Source organism: Acidimangrovimonas sediminis, from assembly GCF_002871005.1.
Lineage (GTDB): Bacteria > Pseudomonadota > Alphaproteobacteria > Rhodobacterales > Rhodobacteraceae > Acidimangrovimonas > Acidimangrovimonas sediminis.
Genome location: NZ_PHSN01000013.1, coordinates 51,136 through 71,197, shown reverse-complemented (window position 1 = coordinate 71,197; position 20,062 = coordinate 51,136). Strand labels below are relative to the sequence as shown.

Below are 20,062 nucleotides of genomic sequence, written 5' to 3'. Positions count from 1 at the left end.
CGCCGCTATGCTGGCGCCGACCGTCAGACCAGCCCGGATCCAGATGCAGATCGTCCCCTCCACCGCGCTTGCCTTCCTGATGCTGCTGATGCTGGCGATCAAGGGACCCTACCGGGGGCTGTGGGTGTTCCTCGCGGCAACCCCCTTCGGCGCGGCGGCGGCGTTCAACCTGCCGGCGGCGGGCGGGGCCTCGATCCTGGTAAGCGACCTCGGCGCGCTGATGCTGTTCGCGCTGCTCTGGGTGCAGCCGGACGCGCCCAACCGCCTTGTGGGCACGATGCGCGCCTATCAGCCGGGGTTCTGGATGCTGCTTCTGGTGGTGGTCTGCGTCGTCTCGGCGCTGTTCTACCCGCGGCTGTTCCAGGGCGCGACCAGCGTCTTCGGCCTGAGCCGGGTGAACAACGCCACCGGCATCGTCGAGGTGCCGCTGCACGCGACCAACGGCAACCTCACGCAATTGTTCCGCATCATGCTCGACGCGGCGGCGTTCTTCGCGCTGGCGACGGTGTTCCGGCTGCGGCCCGATGGCGACCGGGTGCTGACGGCGATCGCGGTGGCGACCTTCGTCAACGTGGGGCTCGGCTGGCTCGACGTGCTGACCGCGGCGGCGGGGCAGCCGAAGGCGCTCGACGTCATCCGGACCGCGAATTACGCGATCCTCGCCGGCGACAAGATGGTCGGCATCAAGCGCATGGTGGGCGGTTTCCCCGAGGCCTCGGCCTTCGGCTATTACACGCTGGGGCTGTTCGGGTTCTGGCTGCACATGTGGCTTGTGCAGGGGCGGTCGCGGCGGACCGGGTGGGCGCTGTTCCTGACCACGGTCGCGCTGCTCAGGTCGACCTCGTCCTCGGCCTATGTCTCGGCGGTGGTGTTCCTCGTGGGCTATGCCGCGGTGCGGATCGCCAGCGGCGGTGGGCGCACGGTCAGCCGCCGCGCCGTGGGCGTGTCGGTCGCGGCGGTGGGGGCGGTGCTGATGGCCGGGGTCGCGCTAGCGGTCTGCTACGCCGTCCTGCCGCCTGTCACGGCCTTCCTCGACCGGGCGCTCTTCGACAAGATGGGCACCTCCTCGGGCGTGGAGCGGATGAGCTGGAACACACAGGCCTGGGCCAATTTCATCGACACCTGGGGGGTCGGCGCGGGGCTGGGGTCGATGCGGGCCTCGAACTGGGTGCTGGCGAGCCTGGGCAGCATCGGTTTCATCGGTACCTCGATCTTTCTTGCGTTGGTGGCGGCGATGGCCTGGCTGCCGGCGCGGGCCGAGACGGATGCCGGGCGCGCGGCGGTGATCGGGGCGCTGAAGTCCGGCTGCCTCGCGCTTTTCGTCTCGGCGATGCTGACGGCGCCGACGCCGGATCTGGGCATGTTGTTCTTTGCGATGGCCGGGCTTGCCACCGGCCTCAGCCGCGGTGCGGCAAGAGAATCATCCAAGGCGGAAATGTGGCGCCGCGTCGCCGATTGACCCCGCATACGGGCCAATCCCGCAAGGGTTGCGGTATTGTGGTCTGAGAGTCGACTAGATCGAGGGAAATAAAGCAAAAATTTGACGAAGCCGCCGATCCTGCGACTATGGGCGGACCGGGGTGCGGCAGTGGGTGCCGACGGGCGGGGTGCGCGCGGGCGCGGGGGCGGGGGCCCTCCGCTCCGTACGCCGTCAGCCCGGGCGTTCCGCCATGTCCCGGGCGGTGCCGAGGCTTGTTGCCTCGTGGGAGAGTGACGGAATGAACAGCAGGGTGCTGCCCTTCGAGACGGGGCCGTTGGGGCGGGTGCTGGACGGGGCGCCGGGTGGACCGGGGCGCGGGCGCAATCGTGGCTATGATACGCTGCGTGACGACGGTGGCCGCGATGGGGGCGGCTACGGTGGAGGTCGCGGCAGCGGCGGCGGCCCGCGGCGCAGGGGCAACGGCCCGACACCGCACGAACCCGACCGCGTCGACGTTCGCGAGCTTCTGCGGATGCTGTGGCGCCGGCGGCGGGTGGCGATCGCCGGGCTGCTGATCGGCGCCGTGCTGGCCTTCGGCGCGACCCGGCTGATGACCCCCACCTACACCGGTCTGGCCAAGGTCATGCTGGAGACCCGTCAGGCCCAGGTCACCGGCCAGGCGCAATCCTCGCAGCCGCAGCAGGATCTTCAGCTCAACGACCAGGTGGTGCTGAGCGAGGTCGCGGTACTGCAGTCGAACGTGCTGGTCCAGAACGCGATCCGGGCGATCGGCATGGACCGGCTCTCGTCGATGGACCCCGCCAATCATGCGCCGTCGCCGATCTCGCGCGCGATCAGCGCGGTAAAGGGGCTTCTGGGCAAGGGCGGCAGCGACAAGCCGATCCCCGGCGCGCCGGTGCTGACGCCCGAGCAGATGAAGATGCAGCGCCTTGTCTGGGCCATCGACAAGCAGCTGAGCGTCAGCCGCGAGGGCCAATCCTATGTCCTCGACATCGCGATCTCTAACCCCGACCCGGTGCTGGCGCAGCTTCTGGCGAACACGCTGGCCGACCAGTACATCAAGCTGCAGGTCGCCGGCCGCACCGCTTCGGCCCAGAATGCGACCAGGTTCCTGTCCGACCGTGTGAAGGAGCTCCAGAACCAGGTGGCGCAGGCCGAGGCGAAGGTCGAGAAGTTCCGGGCCGAGAACCTGCTGGTCGACGGCGGCACGCTGGATGCCGCACGCCAGCAGCTGGGGCAGCTGAACAACCAGCTGGTCACGGCCCGGGCCGACCAGATCGCGGCGCAGGCCCGCTACGACCGTATCCAGCAGGTGGTGAAGTCGCAGGGGTTGCAGGCGGTGACCTCGATCGTCACCTCGACCACGCTGGATTCGCTGACCTCCAAGCTGATGGACCTGCAACGCCAGGATGCGATCTGGGCCCAGCACTACGGCCCCGAGCACCCTGAGCGAGTTCGCCTTGCGGCGGAGATCAAGGGCGTGCAGCACGACCTCAACGAGGAGGTGCAGAAGCTCATCGCGCAGCGCAAGAACGATGCCGACATCGCCTCGATCCGCGAGACGTCGCTGGAGAAGTCGATCAAGACGATGGAGGCGCGGGTGGTGTCGCTGTCCAAATCGACGATCGGGCTGCGTGCGCTGGAGCGTCAGGCGAGTGCGGCGCAGTCGGCCTATCAGCAGCTTCTCTCGCGACTGACCGACACGCAGACGCAGGAGCAGATGCAGCGCCCCGACGCGCGGATCATCCAGCAGGCGGAATTCACCACCTCGCCGTCCTCGCCGCGCACCAAGCTTCTGGTGATCATGGGCGGGTTCCTGGGCCTGCTGTTCGGCACCGGCCTGATCTTCTTTCTCGAGCTTACCGGGTCCGCCTTCCGCAGTCTGCCCGATCTCGAGCAGGAAACCGGGCTGCCGGTGATGGCCGCGATCCCCGAAGGCGGGTGGAAATCGCCGCTGGGGGCCTGGCGCGAGCTGGCCCAGAACCCCTATGGCCTTTATGCCGAGCGGATCCGCCACCTGCGTACTGCGCTTCTGACACAGGGCGGGCGCGATGGGTCGCGGTCGGTGATGCTGGCCTCCTCGACCCCGGGCGAGGGCAAGACGACGACGGTGCTGGCGCTGGCGCGGATGGCCTCGCTCGCCGGCAAGAAGGTGATCGTCGTCGATTGCGACCTGCGGCGCTCGATGCTCTACAAGCTGTTCGGTTGGCAGGACGAGCGGGACTTCGCCTCGTTCATCGCCAACGATTGCGGGCTGGGCGAGGCGATCCACCATGACGAGGATCTCGGCTTCGACGTGCTCGCGGCGGCCCGAGGACGCCCCGACGTGGCGGACGAGCTGGCGGCCGAGTGGCTTGAACCGATGTTCGAGACGCTCAAGCGCAAGTACGATCTGGTGCTGGTCGACGCGCCGGCGATGCTCGCGGTGTCGGATGCGCTGGTGATCGGGCAGGCGGTGGATGCCAGCCTCTACCTCGTGCGCTGGAATGCGACGGCGCGGCAGGCGGTGGCCAAGGGCCTTGGCGATTGCGAGGAGGCGGGGCTTCACATGGCGGGCACCGTTTTCACCCGGGTCGATCCGCGGATGAGCCCGGACGTCTACGCCCATGGCTACGAATATTCGGCTTGAGCGGATGTTCGACGCTGCCTCCGCCTCTGCCCCGCGCGTCGCGCTGATCCATTACTGGCTGGTGGGGATGCGCGGCGGCGAGAAAGTGCTGGAATCGCTCTGCCGGATGTTCCCGCAGGCCGATATCTACACCCATGTCCACGTGCCGGGTGCCGTCGGCCCGGTCATCGGCGCGCACCGGATCGTCGAGACCCGGATCGGCCGCCTGCCGATGGCCGCGCGGATGTACCAGAGGTACCTGCCGCTGATGCCCCGCGCGCTGGAGGAGCTCGACCTCGGCGGCTACGACCTGATCATCTCGTCCGAGGCGGGGCCGGCGAAGGGGGTGATCGCGCCGCCCGACGCGCCCCATCTGTGCTATTGCCACTCGCCCATGCGCTACCTCTGGGACCAGTACCACACCTACCGCGGCGGGGCGGGCGTGGTGACGCGGGCGCTGATGCCGATGATGGCGCACCGCCTGCGGCAATGGGATGTGACTTCGGCCGCGCGGGTCGACGGCTTCGTCGCCAATTCCGGCCATGTCGCCCAGCGGATCGCGAAATACTGGCGCCGCGAGGCCGAGGTGGTGGCCCCGCCGGTGGCGGTCGGCGATTTCGCCCCCGCGCCGCGGGCCGAGCTGGGCGATTACTACCTCTGGGCGGGAGAACTGGCCCCCTACAAGCGCCCCGACCTGGCGGTCGAGGCCTTCACCCGCATGGGCCGCAAGCTGCTGGTCATCGGCGGCCCCGACAAGACGGTGCGGCAGCTGCGGGCCCGGGCGGGCGACAATGTCACCTTTCTCGGCAAGGTGCCGTTCGATGAACTCCGCCGCCACCTCGCGCGCTGCAAGGCACTGGTGTTCCCGGGAGAGGAGGATTTCGGCATCGTCCCGGTCGAGGCCATCGCCTCGGGCCGCCCGGTGATCGCCTATGGCCGCGGTGGCGTACTCGACACAGTGGAGGAGGGTGCGACCGGCCTCTTCTTCCACGAACAATCGGTCGAGGCGCTGATCGACGCGGTGTCGCGGTTCGAACGCGCCCCGGTCGCCGATCCCGACCCCGCGCTGCTGGTGGCGCGGGCGCGGCGCTTCGACGAGGGCGCGTTCCGCCGCGGCATCGGCGCTGCGCTGGCCGGCATCGGCTTCGACGACACCGGCAGCGCCGCGCTGCGGATGGCGGGCGAGTGATCCGCGCGCTGCCCGGCGATCGCGCGCGTGCGGCGGCGCAGGGCGCGGCGGTTGGGGTGGACCTCTGGTTCTGGCGGCTGGACCCCGCGGCGCCCGCCGGCCCCCTTTCGGCCGACGAGGAAGCCCGCGCCGCGCGCTTCGTTCGTGCCCCCGATGCCATGGCCTTTCGCGCCGCCCGCGCCGGGTTGCGCCGGGTGCTGGCGGGCTATCTCGGGTCGGATCCCGCCGCGCTGACGTTCCATTATGGTCCGCAGGGGAAGCCGTCGCTTCCCGGCGGTCCGGCGTTCAACCTGTCGCATGCGGGCGGCTGGGCCGCGCTGGCCGTCTGCGACGCGGATCTGCCCCTCGGCCTCGACATCGAGGCGCACCGTGCGGTGGAACCCGAGGTTGCAGAGCGCTTCTTCGCCCCCGCCGAGGCGGCGGCGCTACGCGGCCTTCGGGGGCCTGCGCGCGAGACCGCCTTCTTCCGGCTCTGGACCCGCAAGGAGGCGCTGGTAAAGGCGGTGGGGCAGGGGCTGTCGCTGCCGCTCGACAGTTTCGCGGTCACGGTCGACGCGGCGGCGCGGCTTCTGCGACTCGACCATGACGATGCGGCGGCCTGGACGTTGACCGACCTCGCGCCGGGGGCGGGGTTGCAGGGCGCGCTGGCGCTGCGCACGGCCGGCCGGCCGGTGCGGCTTTGCCTGCGCGCGGGTACCCTGCCACTGACGGCTGCCAACTGATCCGCGCCCGGGTTCTTCGCCCCGGCCCTGCGCCGGGGGCTGGACACCCGCGGTCACACTTGGGACAACGGCCCGACCCCTGGACGGAGCCCCCGATGCAGACCGACGAGATGGCCGACCGGATCCTTGCAGGCGACCGCAGGGCGCTCGCGCGGGCGATCACGCTGATCGAAAGCGGCCGCGCGGATCACCGCGCGCAGGCGACCACGCTGACCGACCGGCTGGTCCGCGAAGGGCGGCAGGCCTTGCGGATCGGCCTTTCCGGCACCCCCGGCGTCGGCAAGTCGACCTTCATCGAGGCCTTCGGAATGATGCTCACGGCACAGGGCCTGAAGGTCGCGGTGCTGGCGGTGGACCCGTCCTCGGCCCGCTCGGGGGGCTCGATCCTGGGCGACAAGACGCGGATGGAACGCCTCTCGCGCGATCCCAACGCCTTCATTCGCCCCTCGCCCAGCCAGGCCCAGATGGGGGGTGTCGCCCGCCGCTCGCGCGAGGCGATCCTGCTGTGCGAGGCCGCCGGCTACGACGTGATCCTGATCGAGACGGTGGGGGTGGGCCAGTCCGAGACCATGGTCGCGGGGATGGCCGACCTCTTCGTGCTGCTGCTGGCGCCGGCCGGCGGGGACGAATTGCAAGGCGTCAAGCGCGGCATCATGGAGATGGCCGACCTGATCCTGATCAACAAGGCGGACGGAGAGCTGAAATCCACCGCCACCCGCACCTGCGCCGATTACGCGGGGGCGCTGCGGCTGCTGCGCAAGCGCGCGCAGGACCCCGAGGGCTACCCCCGGGCGATGACCGTCTCGGCGGTCGAGGAGACCGGCCTTCAGGCCGCGTGGGACGCGATGACCGTGCTGGCCGACTGGCGCCGCGCCGAGGGGTATTTCGACCGCAATCGCGCCGAGCAGGCCCGCGGCTGGTTCGAGGAAGAGGTCCGCGAGGGCCTTCTGGCCGAACTGCGCCGCCCCGGTCCCGCGCGCGACGCGCTGGCGCGCCTCGGTGCCAGGGTCCAGGCCGGCGAGACCAGCGCCACCGCAGCCGCGCAGGAGATGCTCGCGCTGCTGGGTCGCCGCTGAGCGCGCCATCGCTTGGCATGGGCCTCATCCGTACGGCCTCATCCGTACGGCGTTCGGCACCGTCCCCTTTTCCCTTTCCCCCCTTGCCCTTTCATTGTTCTGCAAATACGCCTCTTGCAGCAAGGCCGCCACGCCGCCGGGCACTGCAAAAACACCGCTCACACAGGGTGAATCGCTTGACGCCCGCGGGGATTCCCTCTAGGACGCGCGGATGAATTCGGCGCGCTGCCCGGGGGCGGCGCCTTTTGGTATCGACGATTCGGCGTCCAGGCGCCGGGACAGGACAAGGATCAGGACGATGTCGCGCGTCTGCGAACTGAGCGGTAAGGGCCCGATGACGGGCAACAACGTCAGCCATGCCAACAACAAGACCCGGCGCCGGTTTCTGCCGAACCTCAACGAGGTGACGCTGATCTCGGACACGCTTGGCCGCAGCTTCTCGCTGCGCGTGTCGGCGGCGGCGCTGCGTACGGTCGACCACCGTGGTGGCCTCGATGCTTTCCTCGCCAAGGCGAAGGATGCGGATCTGTCGGCGAAGGCGCTGAAGATCAAGAAAGAGATCGCCAAGGCTTCGGTCGCGGCCTGATCCTTTCGCGTAAGCGCATGACCGGCCCTGCCTTCGGCGGGGCCGTTTTGCGTTTGCGCCCTTCACTGGCAAAGCGTGGTGCGCGGCGGCGCCTCGAGGCCGCGGCAGAACCTGCGGCCGGACGGGATGCCGGCGTTGCCGGCCAAGACGGGCGGCCCGGGCGGTGTGGTCTTCACGTCCGCGTGAAAATGCCGCTTTGCGGCGCGGGGCCGGGCGCCTAGATTGGGCGCCATGACCCGGCGCCTCCGCCCCCTTCCCGCGATCCTGATGTCGCTGAGCCTTGCGCTCGTCCTCGCCCTTGCCGCCATGACGATTGGCGGGGCGCGGGGGCAGGTGCGCGGCCCCGGGGACCGCCTCGTCATCTGCTCCGGCACCGGGTTGAGCACCGTCTACATGGACGAGCATGGCCGCAAGGTGCCGCACGTTCATATCTGTCCCGATTGCGTACCGGCGCTGGTCGCCGCGGTCTGGGCCGATCCGCCGCAGCTTCTCCGCCCCATCCTGCGCGGCCGCCGGATTGCACCGGCCGGCGCCGTTGCCGGCGGCTCCCGGCCCCGGCCCGGCCCCCAGGCGCGCGGCCCTCCGGCACCCGTCCCTGCCTGACAGCCCAAGGACGACCCCTTCCGGAGGAGAGAGAGAATGACCTTCCCCAAGCCGATCCTGGCCGCGCCTGCGGCCGTTCTTGCGGCCGTCATCGCGACGGCCTCGGGTGTTCTGCCCGCCTTTGCGGGCGAGATCATCGTGACCGATGCCTATGCCCGGGTCTCGACCCCTATGTCGAAATCCGGCGCCGCCTTCATGGAGATCCGCAACGCCGCGACCACCCCCGACCGACTTGTCGGCGCGACCGCCGACGCCGCCGCCGTGACCGAACTGCATACCCACAAGGAAGGCGCGAACGGGGTGATGTCGATGCTCAGGGTCGACGCGATCGCGGTGCCGGCCGACGGCGTCGCGATGCTTGCCCGCGGGGGCGATCACCTCATGCTGATGGGGCTGAAGCATCCGCTGAAGCAGGGCGATGTGGTGCATGTGACGCTTGAATTCGAGCATGCGGGCAAGGTGGCCGTGGACGTGCCCGTCGATCTTGAGCGCAAGGGGCCGATGGCCGGGGCCGGGCCGATGGGCGGGCAGATGGAGGCGGTCGGCATGAAGACGGGGAACTGAAAACGACCCCCGTACTGCTTGCGTCTCGTGCGCCATGCCCCGGGATGCCCTGTCGCGCCGGCGAGGGGGAGCCGGGGCCGTCGGTCGCGCGCCGGCCGTCGGTTGCGCGCGTCAGCTGTAGCGTTCGGGCCCCACGGCCTGCGCATCGCTGTAGCGATCGCCGTGGGCAAAGCCTGCAGGCAGGAGCCGGGCGATCTCCGCCATGTCGTCGTCGCTCAGCACGATCTCGTCGGCCCGGGCCCATTCGGCCAGATGCTCGGCGGTCCGGGTGCCGGGGATCGGTATCAGGTGATCGCCGCGCGACAGCACCCAGGCGAGTGCGGCGGTGCTGACGCTCCATCCCCTTTCGCGCGCGAAATCGCGGAAGGGTGCGATGGCGGCGGCATTGTAGCCGAAATTCGGCTCGGTGAACCGGGGGTTCGACTTGCGAAAGTCCTTGTCGGCGAAGGTCGAGGGGTCGGGCGCCACGTCGCCGAACATTCCGCGTGCCAGCGGCGAGAACGGCACGAAGGCCACCCCCAGCGCGGCGCAGGCGTCGATCAGACCCAGCTCGGGCAGGCGGCTCCAGAGCGAGTATTCGTTCTGCACGGCGGTGCAGGGATGCACGGCATGCGCCCGGCGCAGGGTCGAGGGCGCCACCTCGGACAGGCCATAGCCGCCGATCTTGCCGTCCTCGATCAGCCGGCTGAGCGTGCCCACGACGTCCTCGATCGGGATGCTCTGGTCGCGGCGGTGGATATAGTAAAGCTCCACGTGATCGCGGCCCAGGCGCTTGAGCGAACCCTCCAGCTCGGCCCTCAGGTGGGCCTCGGAATTGTCGAAATGGCGCGGCGGGCCGGGGACGATACCGCCTTTGGTGGCGATCACCGCATCCTTGCTGGTGCGCTTGCGCCAGGTGCCGATCACGCTTTCCGACAGGCCCATGCCGTAGATGTTCGAGGTGTCGAGGACGTCGATCCCGGCCTCGTGCGCCGCGTCGAGGCAGCGCAGGCTGGCGGCCTCATCCGTCGCGCCGAAGAATCCCGCGAAGCTCATGCAGCCCAGCCCGATCGCCGAGACCTCGGGGCCCTGCGCGCCCAGTTTCCGCTTTTTCATCTCTGTTCCTTCTGTCGCCCGGACGAAGGATGGCCCGCGGCAAGCCGAGGTCAAGGGCCCGTGCGACGGAGAGGTCGGGCGACGGAGAGGGGAGACGAGGCATGGCGGGCGCGGGGCCCGCGCGCCGCAAGGGCGGGTGGCAGCGGGCGTCAGGTGATCGCCTCGAGCCGTTCCTTGGACATCTCGCCGGGCACGATGGTGATCGGGATCGGCAGGGACCCGGCCTGCCGGCTGAGCGAGGTGACAAGCTTGCCCGGGCCGCTCTTGTCGGTGCCGGCGCCGAGCACCAGGACGCCGATCTCGGGATCGTCCTTGATCTGGGCGAGGATCTCGCCCACCGGCTCACCCTCGCGGATCGCGAGTTCGGGCTCTATGCCCTGCTTGGTGCGCATCCACTTGGCGAAGACTTCGAAATGCGCTTCTATCCGCTCGCGGGCCTCGGCGCGCATGACTTCGCCCACGCCGAGCCAGTGCTGGAATTCCTCGGGCGGGATGATTGACAGGATCTGGACACCTGCGCCGGTGTGGTTGGCCCGGAGCGCCGCGAAACGCATCGCGTTGAGGCACTCGCGGCTGTCGTCGAGCACGACGAGGAACTTGCGCATTCTGGTCTCTCTCCTTGGACCGCGCGATCATCGCGCAGGCCCGGTCGCGTGACAAGTGTCGATCCCCTGGTGGGCCCGTGGCGGACCGGTGGTGGGCGGATGCCTCCTCGGGCGCTTTGCTGCTCGTCGGACGACGAGGCGCCGGGGGCGCACGAGGAGGGGGCGTTCCCGCGGCGGATCAGGCCGGTTCGGCGGCCTTCGCGCTCAGCGCCCAGTCCCAGTAGAGCGCGCGCGCATGGCGCGTGACCGGCCCGATCCCGTATTCCGTGTCGTCGAAGCGGGTGACCGGGGTCACCTTGGACATGTTGCCCGACAGGAAGACCTCATCCGCATCGTGGAAGTCGGCGAAGGTCAGCACCGCCTCGTGCACCTTGTAGCCGTCGGCGCGGAAGTTCGCCATGTGCCGTGCCCGCGTGATGCCGGCGAGGAAGGTGCCGTTGGCGATCGGGGTGAAGAGTTCCCCGTCCTTCACCATGAAGACATTGGCCGAGGCGGTTTCCGCGACGTTGCCCATCGCGTCGGCCACCAGCGCGTTGCCGAAGCCCTTGGAGCGGGCCTCGGCCAGCATCCGGGCGTTGTTCGGGTAAAGGCAGCCTGCCTTGGCGTTGGTGACGTTGTCGGCCATCACGGGGCGGCGAAAGCTCGTCGTGGTCAGCGTCGTCGAGGCGTCGGCCGGGGCCAGCGGGATCTCCTCGAGGCAGATGCAGAAGCCGGTTGCGTCCTGGGTCGGCACGATGCCGCTTTCGTCGCCGTTGATCGCCCAGTACATCGGGCGGATATAGACCGGCGTGCCGGGTGCGTAGAGGGCGAGCCCTTCCTTGACGATCTCGATCATCTTCCCGGTCTCGACGGTCGGCTTGATCTTCAGCGCGCTGGCCGAGCGGTTGATGCGGGCGAGGTGGAGGTCGAGGTCGGGGGTCACGCCCTCGAACATGCGTGCGCCGTCGAATACGGTGGTGCCGAGCCAGGCGCCGTGGTCGCCCGCGCGCATCACGGCGACGTCGCCCTCGTGCCAGGTGCCCTGGAAATAGGTGCGGATATTGGCTCCGGTGGCCATGGCGTGTCTCCCTCTCTCGCGAACGGGCGGAGTTAATCACTGCAGGCGCCGGGGGTCCAGAGCGCGCGGACGCCGTGGCGCCAAGGCGGAAAAAGCGCCCCCGGCGGCTTGACTGGCAGCGGGCCGGGGGCAATCGGCGGACGCGGGGAACGGGCGCCGCCGGAGGGGACAGGCGGTTCGCCGGCAGGTCTGGCGGCGGACCGGCCCCAGCTTTGCGTGGCCGGGAATCCCCGGGATGACAGAATGGATTCCGTTTCGTGACAATTCCTTATCGCGGCGGCGCAAAGGGATGTGGGGGGCATGCGACGGGCCGATCCGGGCCGATCCGGGCGGTGCGCCGCGCATGCAGGGGGCAGGGCCGGCGCTCTCCCGCCCATGCCGCGATGCGGCGCGAGGGCGTGACTTGCACGGATCGGGCGCACCCCCACTTCTTGGTGCGGCAACTTGACCCGAAGCGAAAGGAGCGGGTGATGACAGGCAGACGCAAGTTCGGCCGCCGGGGGCTTCTCGGCATGGTGGCGACGGGTTTCGCCGCACTGGCGACGCCTTACAAGGCGGGGGCCGTGACGGGCCCGGTGCACTGGCAGGACCATTTCGATTCGCTCGCCAACGGGGCGATCCTGGCCGATACCCGCGGCGGCGCGCTGCATTTCTGGACGGCCGAGGGGGCGGTGCACCGGCTCTACCCGATCGCGGCGGACGGGGGCGGTGCGCTGCGCCGGGGCGTGGCGCAGGTGGTGCGCAAGGTCGAGGGGCCGACCTGGCGCCCCTCGGCGGGTGCTGGTGGTGCCACGGCCGGCGGCCCGGGCGGGAGCGTCGCGGGCCGCGCGGGGATCGTGCCACCCGGGCCGGACAACCCGCTGGGCAGTCACGCGCTCTATCTCGACTGGCAGGGCGTCAGGATCCACGGCCGGGGCGAAAGCGCGCAGCTGCCGCAGGTCGGCACGGGGATCTCGCTCAGCAATGCCCATATAGCCGAGCTGTTTCCGCTGGCGCGGATCGGCATGCCGGTGAAGGTGCTCTGACCGCCGGGCCCGGGGTAGGGTGCGTTCAAACGCACCCTACGAACGCACCGCCCGGGGGGATCAGCGGGACCGGATCATCCCCACGATGTCCAGCGTCTTCGCCAGGATCGGCTGGGCGATGGCGTCGGCACGGTCAGCGCCCTGGCCGAGGATGCGGTCGATTTCGGCCGGGTCGGCCATCAGCCGCGTCATCTCGGTCGAGATCGGTGCGAGTTTCGCCACCGCCAGCTCGGCCAGCGCCGGCTTGAACGCGCCGAAGCCCTGGCCGCCGAATTCCTGCAGCACCGCGTCCACGCTCTGCCCCGACAGTGCCGAGAAGATGTTGACCAGGTTGCGCGCCTCGGGCCGGTCCTTCAGCCCCGCGGCCTCCGACGGCAGGGGTTCGGCGTCGGTCCGGGCCTTGCGCAGCTTTTGCGCGATGGTGTCGGCATCGTCGGTCAGGTTGATCCGGCTCATGTCCGACGGATCGGACTTGGACATCTTCTTGGTGCCGTCGCGCAGGCTCATCACCCGGGTGGCGGCGCCTTCGATCACCGGCTCGGTGATCGGGAAGAAATCGACCTTGTAGTCGTGGTTGAACTTGGCCGCGATGTCGCGGGTCAGCTCCACGTGCTGCTTCTGGTCCTCGCCCACCGGGACATGCGTCGCGTGGTAAAGCAGGATGTCCGCCGCCATCAGCGACGGGTAGGCATAAAGCCCCAGCGACGAGTTCTCGGCGTTCTTCCCCGCGGTCTTGTCCTTGAACTGGGTCATCCGGTTCATCCAGCCCAGCCGCGTGATGCAGTTGAAGATCCAGGCAAGTTCGGCATGGGCCGAGACCTGGGACTGGTTGAAGAGGATCGAGCGGGTGGGGTCGATCCCCGCCGCGATGAAGGCCGCCGCGGCCTCGCGCGTCTGATGGCGCAGCTTGTCAGGGTCTTGCCAGACGGTGATCGCATGCAGATCGACGAGGCAATAGACCGTCTCGGTCCCCTCGTCCTGCATCTCCACGAAGCGCTTCAGCGCGCCGAGGTAGTTGCCAAGGGTCAGCCCGCCCGAGGGCTGGATCCCCGAGAACACCCGCGGCGTGAACCGGCTTTCGGCGCCGGGCGCCTGGACCGCATCCGTCATTCGTGTATCTCCGTCTGGAATTTTGCGCCCGTTTCGCATATCTCCGGGGCCGACAGGCGTCAACACACGCACCAAAGAAGCGCAGGGGGGAACGAACCCCGGCCAACAGAGCAGGGAAGCCCATGCATCACGATCATAACGCCGCGCCGTTCAACCCGGTCCCCTGGTCGGTCTGGCTGCTTCTGCTGCCGATCGCCGCGATGGAGGTCGTCGTCGACCTCGGTGCCAGCGGCATGGCGGGCGGGCCCGACGGCGTGGGCTGGCGGCTTCAGGCGATCCAGGATTTCTCGTTCTTCGCGCAGCTGCAGCACGCAATGCTCTCGGCCGGGCAGTTCCCGTTCGAGGCGATGGCGCGCTACGTGACCTATCCCTTCGTCCATGCAAGCCCCACCCACACGATCTTTGTCGCCGTGTTCCTGCTGGCGCTCGGCAAGTTCGTCGGCGAGGTGTTCCGCCCCTGGGCTGTCCTCGTGGTGTTCTTCGCCTCGGCCATCGTGGCCGCCGTCGTCTATGGTTTCGCCGCGCCGCTTTTCGCCGCGTCGCCGATGCCGCTGATCGGGGGATACCCGGCCGATTACGGGCTGATCGGGGCCTTCACCTTCCTGCTCTGGACCCGCCTCGGCGCGCAGGGCCAGTCGCAATGGGGGGCGTTCTCGCTGATCGGGATGCTGATGGGGATCCAGCTGATCTTCGGCGTGTTCTTCGGCGCCGGGCAGGACTGGATCGCCGACCTTGCTGGCTTTGCCACCGGCTTCCTGATCTCGTTCGTCCTGGTGCCCGGAGGCTGGCAACGGGCGCTGAACCGGCTGCGCCGCCGCTGAGGGCGGCGGGCGGGGCCTCAGCCCCGCCGCAGGGCGGAGCGGAAGTCGGCCAGCTTGAAGGCGCCGATCACCGCGCCGGCGGCGAAGTAGCTGACCGCCCCCACGCAGATCAGGGCGATCAGGGCGAGGTACTTGATCCCCGCCATCACGAAGAGATCGCGCATCACCATCTCGGCCAGGAACAGGCACAGGCCCATCGCCCCCGAGGCCAGCACGATGCGCGGTGCGCGGGCGCGGAACCTCTCGTCGAAGCTGGCGGCGGGGCCCATGCCGCGGGCGCCCGCCATCAGCAGCCACACCATCGCCCAGCCTGCCAGCGTGGTGCCCATCGCGGCGGCTATGAAGCCCGCGAAGGGGGCAAGGCCCACCGCGACCGCGGCATTCACCACCATCGCCACGACGGCGTAGTAGAACGGCCGCCGCGTGTCCTCACGCGCGAAGAACAGGGGCTGAAGCACCTTCTGCATCACGAAGGCCGGCAGTCCCGCGCCATAGACCGCCACCGCCAGCGCGGTGGGCGAGACGTCCGCCGGCGTGAAGGCGCCGCGCTGGAACAGCACCTGGATCAGCGGCATCGGGATCACGATCAGCGCCACCGCGGCGGGCACCGTCATCGCCAGCGCGAATTCCGTCGCGCGCGAGAACGAGGCCCGTCCGCCGGCCACGTCCCCGGCCTTCAGCCGGCGCGACAGGTCGGGCAGCAGCACCACCCCGATCGCGATCGCCACCACGCCCAGCGGCAACTGGTAAAGCCGGTCGGCATTGTAGAGCCAGGCAACCGCCCGGTCGAAGTAGCTGGCGACCTGGCGGCCCACCAGGAGGTTGATCTGCACCACCCCCCCGGCAAGCAGGGCAGGCCCCGCGATCCGCACCAGGCGCTTCATTTCCGGCGTCAGCCGCGGGCGGCGGGGCACGAGGCCATAGCCCGCGCGCGCCGCGGCTATCCAGACGAGGGCGAGCTGGCCGATCCCGGCGACCGGCACGCTCCACGTCAGGGTCAGGCCCATGTCCCAATGCAGACGGTCGGCGGCGATGATGAACACGATCAGCACGACGTTGAGCACGACCGGTGCGGCGGCGGCGGCGGTGAAGCGCCCGACGGCGTTCAGCACGCCCGACAGCAGCGCGGTCAGCGACACCAGAAGGATGTAGGGAAAGGCGATGCGCCCGAACAGCACCGCCAGGTCGAAGCGCTGATCCTCGGCAAAGCCCGAGGCCATGGCAAGCACGAGCCACGGCATCAGCGCCATCCCCAGCAGCGTGAAGACGATCAGCACCGCGGTCAGCCCGGACATCGCGTCGCGGGCGAAGCCGCGCGCGCCGTCGCCATCCTCGAGCCGCTTGGAGAACATCGGGATGAAGGCCATGTTGAACGCGCCCTCGGCAAAGAAGCGGCGGAACATGTTGGGCAGGGCGAAGGCCACGATGAAGGCCTGCGCCACCGGGCCCGCGCCAAGGAAGGCCGCGATCATGACATCGCGGGCGAAACCCAGGAACCGGCTGGCGAGCGTCCAGCCCCCCACGGTGACGAAGCCACGGACCAGACGTATTGGTTGCATCTTAGCTGATCGCCCTTTCGGCACCGTCGATGACCGCCATGCGCAGCTTGCGCTCCAGCGCGTCCTGTCTGGTCCGCGCATGCAGCTTCAGGCCGAACATGTCCTTGACGTAGAAGGCGTCGACCACCTGCGCGCCATAGGTCGCGATCACCGCGCTCGCGATATAGATGTTGTTGTTGGCAAGCGTCCGGGTCAGATCGTAGAGCAGCCCCGGCCGGTCGCGGGTATCGACCTCGATGATCGTGTAGATCTCGGATCCCTCGTTGTCGAAGGTGATCGAGGTCGGGAAGCGGAACTGACGCTCGCGCTTCTTGAGCTTGTCGCGGTCCTTGAGCGCGTCGCGTGCGCGGACCTCGCCCTTCAGCGTCTTGCCGATCATCTGCTTGAGGCGGGGCAGGCGGGCCTCCTCGTAGGGGTGGCCCTCGGCGTCCTGCACCCAGAACACGGCGGTGGCATAGCCGTCCTTCGAGGTGTAGGTGCGCGCGTCCACGACGTTGGCCCCGACCAGCGCAAGCGCGCCGGCCAGCCGCGAGAAGATGCCCGGATGGTCGGCAAGGGCAAAGCAGGCCCGGGTCGCGTCGTGATCGGCGTCGAGATGCAGGTCGATGCGGATCTCGTCGGGCGGCAGCTCCTTCAGGAGCTCGGCAAAGACCGCGTGGGTGTCGGTCGAGAGGCCCTGCCAGTAGGGGCCGTAGTGGCGCCCGGTCTCGGTGCGCAGCGCCTTGCGGTCCCAGTCGGTCAGCACCTCGCGCAGCAGACGCTTGGCCTCGGCCTCGCGCTTCTCGCGGTTCAGCGCCTCCATGCCCGTTTCCAGAACCTCGGCCGTCGCGCGGTAGAGCTTGCGCAGCAGCATGGCCTTCCAGTTGTTCCAGGTGTTGGGCCCGACGCCGCGTATGTCGCAGACGGTCAGCACGGTCAGCAGGTCAAGCCGCCGCTTGGATTTCACGAACTTGGCGAACTGACGCACGGTGCGCGGGTCCGAGATGTCGCGCTTCTGCGCCATGTCGGACATCAGCAGGTGGTTTCGCACCAGCCATTCCACCGTCTCGGCATCCTCGGCATTCAGCCCCAGCCGCGGCGCCACCCGCCGCGCGATCTGCGCGCCAAGGATCGAATGATCCTCGGGCCGTCCCTTGCCGATGTCATGCAGCAGCAGTGCGACGTAAAGGACCTTGCGGTTCACCCCGTCCTTTAGGATCCGGCTCGACAGCGGAAGTTCCTCGATCAGCTCGTCGCGCTCGATCTTGGCGAGGTGCGAGATGCACTGGATCGTATGCTCGTCCACCGTGTAGTGATGATAGACGTTGAACTGCATCATCGCGATGATGCGTTCGAATTCGGGGATGAAGGCGCCCAGCACCCCAAGCTCGTTCATCCGCCTGAGCGACCGTTCGGGGTTGCCGTGCTTGAGCATGAGGTCGAGGAAGATCCGGTTGGCCTCCTTGTCCTCGCGCATCGTCTCGTCGATCAGGTCGAGATTGGCCGAGATCATCCGCATCGCGTCAGGGTGCAGCAGGTGCCCGGTGCGCAGCGCCTCCTCGAAGATCCGCAGGATGTTCAGGGGATCCGCGAAGAATGCCTTCTCGTCCGCGATGTCGAGGCGGTTCTGGTGCAGCGCCAGCCCCGCGCGGACCTTCTTCCTGCGGCGCAGAAGGCCCGCCAGCATCGGTTCTGTCTTGACGTGCTGGGCCTCGAGCTGGGTGAGGAAGATGCGCGTGACCTCTCCCACCCGGGTCGCCTCGCGGAAGTAATCCTGCATGAAGATCTCGACCGCCCGGCGCCCGGCGGCATCCTGGTATCCCATGCGCTCTGCCACCTCGACCTGCAGGTCGAAGGTCAGCTGATCCATCGCGCGGCCGGTGAGGTAGTGCAGGTGGCAGCGCACGCACCACAGGAAGGCCTCGGCCTGGGCGAAGGCCGCGTATTCCTCGGGGCGCAGCACGCCGATCTGCACCAATTCGGCGGCGCGGTCGACCCGGTGCAGGTACTTGCCGATCCAGTAGAGCGTCTGCAGGTCGCGCAGGCCGCCCTTGCCCTCCTTCACGTTGGGTTCCAGCATGTAGCGCTGGCCGCCCTGGCGCTTGTGCCGCTCGGCCCGCTCCGCCAGCTTGGCCTCGATGAACTCGGGGCCGGTGGCGGCAAAGAGATCGGTCCAGAGCGTTTCCTTGAGCTTCGCGGCCAGGGCCGCATCGCCATCGAGAAAGCGGTGTTCCAGCAGGGCAGTGCGGATCGTGATGTCGTCGCGGCCCTGGCGCAGGCATTCGGCGACGGTGCGGGTCGAATGCCCCACCTTCAGCCGCAGGTCCCACAGCATGTAGAGCATCGACTCCACCAGGCTCTCGGCCCAGGCGGTGACCTTGGAGGGGATCAGGAACAGAAGGTCGATGTCGGAATGCGGCGCCATCTCGGCCCGGCCGTAGCCGCCGACTGCGATCACCGCGATGCGCTGGCCCTTGGTCGGATTGGCCAGCGGATGCAGGTGGGTTATCGCGACATGCAGTGCCGCGGTGACAAGGCCATCGGTCAGGTAGGCCTGCCCCGCGATCAGCTCACGCGCGGCCAGCGGGTGGGCGCGGTAGGCCTCCTCCAGCGCCGCGTTCCCGGTGCGGCGCGCCTCGGCCAGCGTCCTGACGGCGGTGGCGCGGCGCCCCATCGGATCGTCGGTCGGCACCGCGCTGACGGCAGTGTCGAGCGCGGCGATCACCGCCGGCGTATCGAAAATGCTCGACGCCGGGCAGATCAGGGCGCCCGGCGTCGGTCTGTGGATCGGGTGCAGGCCGGCGTCAGAGCCCGGCGCCGCCAAAGCTTCTCGGGGCAGAGTCAATCACTTGCACCTGGTTGTTGACGATCTGGGCGACGGCGAGGCCGCGCTGGTTGGTGCCGTCCCGCAGCAGACGGAAGATGCCGCCGACACCGACGAAGCCCGACGGCTGGGTCAGCGCCTGCGCCGTCAGCGCATTGGCATTGCCCGATTTCACCAGGGCACCGATCGCCGCGATGCCGTCATAGGCAAGCCCGGTGACCGGCAGCGGCGGCTGGCCGTAGGCGGCGCTGTAGCGGCTGGCGAACTGCTGGCTCATGCCCGGATCGGGCAGCGCGAACCAGGCGCCCTGGATGCCCGGCATGCTCAACGACGAGTTCGGGATGTCCCAGCGGGTCAGGCCGATGAACTGCTGCATCGACGACGTTACGCCGTTCTCGCTCAGCAGCTGGGTCAGCAGCGGCAGCGCGCCCGCGGTGTTGGCGGTGAAGAACACCGCCTGAGCGTTGCCGTTCTTGATGTCGTTGGCGATGCCGGGCGCCGCCTGGGTCACGCCGTTCTGCGAGAATTCATAGGTCTCGTCGGCCACCTTGGTGGCCCCCGCGGCCGAGATCGCCGCCGTGATCGCGGCCTCGCCCGCCTTGCCGGCGGTAGTGGTGTCATGCACCACGGCGATCCGGCTCTTGCCCTGCGAGACGGCGTATTTCATCAGCCGGTCGGCGGTATTCGAGAAGGTCGGCCCGAGGATGAAGACGTTGCCGCCCGCGATCGCCGGGTTGTTCGAGAAGGCCAGCACGTTCACCCCGCGCTTGGCCGCCGCGACCCCGGCGGCATTGGCGGCGGCGGCGTAGACCGGCCCGAGGATGATCTTGGCGCCGTCGTCGACTGCCTTGGTCGCGGCATTCGCAGCCTGCTGGGCATTGCCGGCGGTGGGATAGACGCGCAGGTCGATCTTGACCCCGTCGAGATCCGAGATCGCCAGCTTGGCCGCGTTGACCAGGCTTTGCGCAAGACGGTTGTCGCCCGATTGCGTCGAGCCCGACGGCACCAGAAGGGCGACGGGAACCGGGGCGTTGGTATCGATCCGCGGGCCGCCGCCGCCAACCGTCATCGGCTCGCACGCGGCGAGCGAGAGGGCGGCCAGGACGATTCCGCCGCGGGTCAGCGCCTTGCGGGCGCGCGTCAAAAAGGCAAACATTCGGGTTCCTGCGATATCCACGGGGCGTCGGGTCGGCCGCGA

17 protein-coding genes are annotated in these 20,062 nt (G+C 69.2%); 10 read left to right on the top strand and 7 right to left on the bottom strand.

Translation table 11 applies throughout. The features are described from left to right. The first annotated feature begins 7 nt into the window (after window positions 1-7). From CVV76_RS12760 to CVV76_RS12725, 8 genes are all read left to right on the top strand, one after another. Window positions 8-1,459 (top strand): hypothetical protein, encoded by a 1,452-nt coding sequence (locus CVV76_RS12760; protein ID WP_146010290.1) that lies wholly within the window; start codon window positions 8-10, stop codon window positions 1,457-1,459. 259 nt (window positions 1,460-1,718) lie between these two features. Continuing rightward, window positions 1,719-4,070: a GumC family protein gene (locus CVV76_RS12755; protein ID WP_158243148.1), complete on the top strand. Its 2,352-nt coding sequence runs from the start codon at window positions 1,719-1,721 to the stop codon at window positions 4,068-4,070. Then, window positions 4,048-5,238 carry a glycosyltransferase gene (locus CVV76_RS12750; RefSeq protein ID WP_233192847.1) on the top strand — a complete coding sequence of 397 codons (1,191 nt, stop codon included), beginning with the start codon at window positions 4,048-4,050 and terminating at the stop codon, window positions 5,236-5,238. The genes CVV76_RS12755 and CVV76_RS12750 overlap by 23 nt, the downstream gene beginning before the upstream one ends. Continuing rightward, window positions 5,235-5,960, top strand: a complete 726-nt coding sequence (locus tag CVV76_RS12745; RefSeq protein ID WP_102225042.1) for a 4'-phosphopantetheinyl transferase family protein — start codon at window positions 5,235-5,237, stop codon at window positions 5,958-5,960. Before CVV76_RS12750 ends, CVV76_RS12745 begins: the two co-directional genes overlap by 4 nt. A gap of 95 nt (window positions 5,961-6,055) precedes the next feature. Next, window positions 6,056-7,036, top strand: coding sequence for a methylmalonyl Co-A mutase-associated GTPase MeaB (meaB, locus tag CVV76_RS12740; protein WP_102225041.1), 981 nt, complete (start codon window positions 6,056-6,058; stop codon window positions 7,034-7,036). A 298-nt stretch (window positions 7,037-7,334) separates the two neighbouring features. Further along, window positions 7,335-7,622 carry a 50S ribosomal protein L28 gene (gene rpmB / locus CVV76_RS12735; protein ID WP_102225040.1) on the top strand — a complete coding sequence of 96 codons (288 nt, stop codon included), beginning with the start codon at window positions 7,335-7,337 and terminating at the stop codon, window positions 7,620-7,622. Between the two features lie 231 nt (window positions 7,623-7,853). After that, a complete protein-coding gene (locus CVV76_RS12730; protein ID WP_146010289.1) occupies window positions 7,854-8,225 on the top strand; it encodes a hypothetical protein in 372 nt (123 codons plus the stop codon). Window positions 8,226-8,261: 36 nt separating this feature from the next. After that, the gene (locus tag CVV76_RS12725; RefSeq protein ID WP_102225038.1) at window positions 8,262-8,789 is read left to right on the top strand and encodes a copper chaperone PCu(A)C; all 528 of its coding nucleotides are present in this window, start codon (window positions 8,262-8,264) and stop codon (window positions 8,787-8,789) included. A gap of 111 nt (window positions 8,790-8,900) precedes the next feature. Here the strand turns inward: CVV76_RS12725 and CVV76_RS12720 are convergent, their stop codons facing one another. The 3 genes from CVV76_RS12720 to CVV76_RS12710 all read right to left on the bottom strand — a co-directional run bounded on the left by CVV76_RS12720 (window position 8,901) and on the right by CVV76_RS12710 (window position 11,546). After that, a complete protein-coding gene (locus tag CVV76_RS12720) occupies window positions 8,901-9,884 on the bottom strand; it encodes an aldo/keto reductase (protein WP_102225037.1) in 984 nt (327 codons plus the stop codon). 149 nt (window positions 9,885-10,033) lie between these two features. Then, entirely contained in the window at window positions 10,034-10,489 is a 456-nt protein-coding gene (locus CVV76_RS12715) for a universal stress protein (RefSeq protein ID WP_102225036.1), read from the bottom strand. Between the two features lie 178 nt (window positions 10,490-10,667). Beyond that, window positions 10,668-11,546: a branched-chain amino acid aminotransferase gene (locus tag CVV76_RS12710; RefSeq protein ID WP_102225035.1), complete on the bottom strand. Its 879-nt coding sequence runs from the start codon at window positions 11,544-11,546 to the stop codon at window positions 10,668-10,670. A 470-nt stretch (window positions 11,547-12,016) separates the two neighbouring features. On the opposite strand from CVV76_RS12710, the gene CVV76_RS12705 reads away from it, so the two are divergent. After that, complete coding sequence (locus CVV76_RS12705; RefSeq protein WP_102225034.1) at window positions 12,017-12,571, top strand: L,D-transpeptidase; 555 nt, start codon at window positions 12,017-12,019, stop codon at window positions 12,569-12,571. A 60-nt stretch (window positions 12,572-12,631) separates the two neighbouring features. Here CVV76_RS12705 and trpS read toward each other — a convergent pair whose 3' ends face one another. Beyond that, entirely contained in the window at window positions 12,632-13,681 is a 1,050-nt protein-coding gene (trpS, locus tag CVV76_RS12700; RefSeq protein WP_102225033.1) for a tryptophan--tRNA ligase, read from the bottom strand. A 122-nt stretch (window positions 13,682-13,803) separates the two neighbouring features. Between trpS and CVV76_RS12695 the strand changes: the two genes are divergently transcribed. Beyond that, the gene (locus tag CVV76_RS12695; RefSeq protein WP_102225032.1) at window positions 13,804-14,502 is read left to right on the top strand and encodes a rhomboid family intramembrane serine protease; all 699 of its coding nucleotides are present in this window, start codon (window positions 13,804-13,806) and stop codon (window positions 14,500-14,502) included. Between the two features lie 17 nt (window positions 14,503-14,519). Here the strand turns inward: CVV76_RS12695 and murJ are convergent, their stop codons facing one another. The 3 genes from murJ to CVV76_RS12680 are packed head-to-tail and all read right to left on the bottom strand — an operon-like array spanning window position 14,520 to window position 20,020. Continuing rightward, the gene (gene murJ / locus CVV76_RS12690; protein ID WP_102225031.1) at window positions 14,520-16,061 is read right to left on the bottom strand and encodes a murein biosynthesis integral membrane protein MurJ; all 1,542 of its coding nucleotides are present in this window, start codon (window positions 16,059-16,061) and stop codon (window positions 14,520-14,522) included. Window position 16,062: 1 nt separating this feature from the next. Continuing rightward, window positions 16,063-18,885, bottom strand: a complete 2,823-nt coding sequence (locus CVV76_RS12685; RefSeq protein WP_102225030.1) for a [protein-PII] uridylyltransferase — start codon at window positions 18,883-18,885, stop codon at window positions 16,063-16,065. Beyond that, window positions 18,845-20,020 (bottom strand): penicillin-binding protein activator, encoded by a 1,176-nt coding sequence (locus CVV76_RS12680; RefSeq protein ID WP_102225029.1) that lies wholly within the window; start codon window positions 20,018-20,020, stop codon window positions 18,845-18,847. The genes CVV76_RS12685 and CVV76_RS12680 overlap by 41 nt, the downstream gene beginning before the upstream one ends. Window positions 20,021-20,062 lie beyond the last annotated feature (42 nt).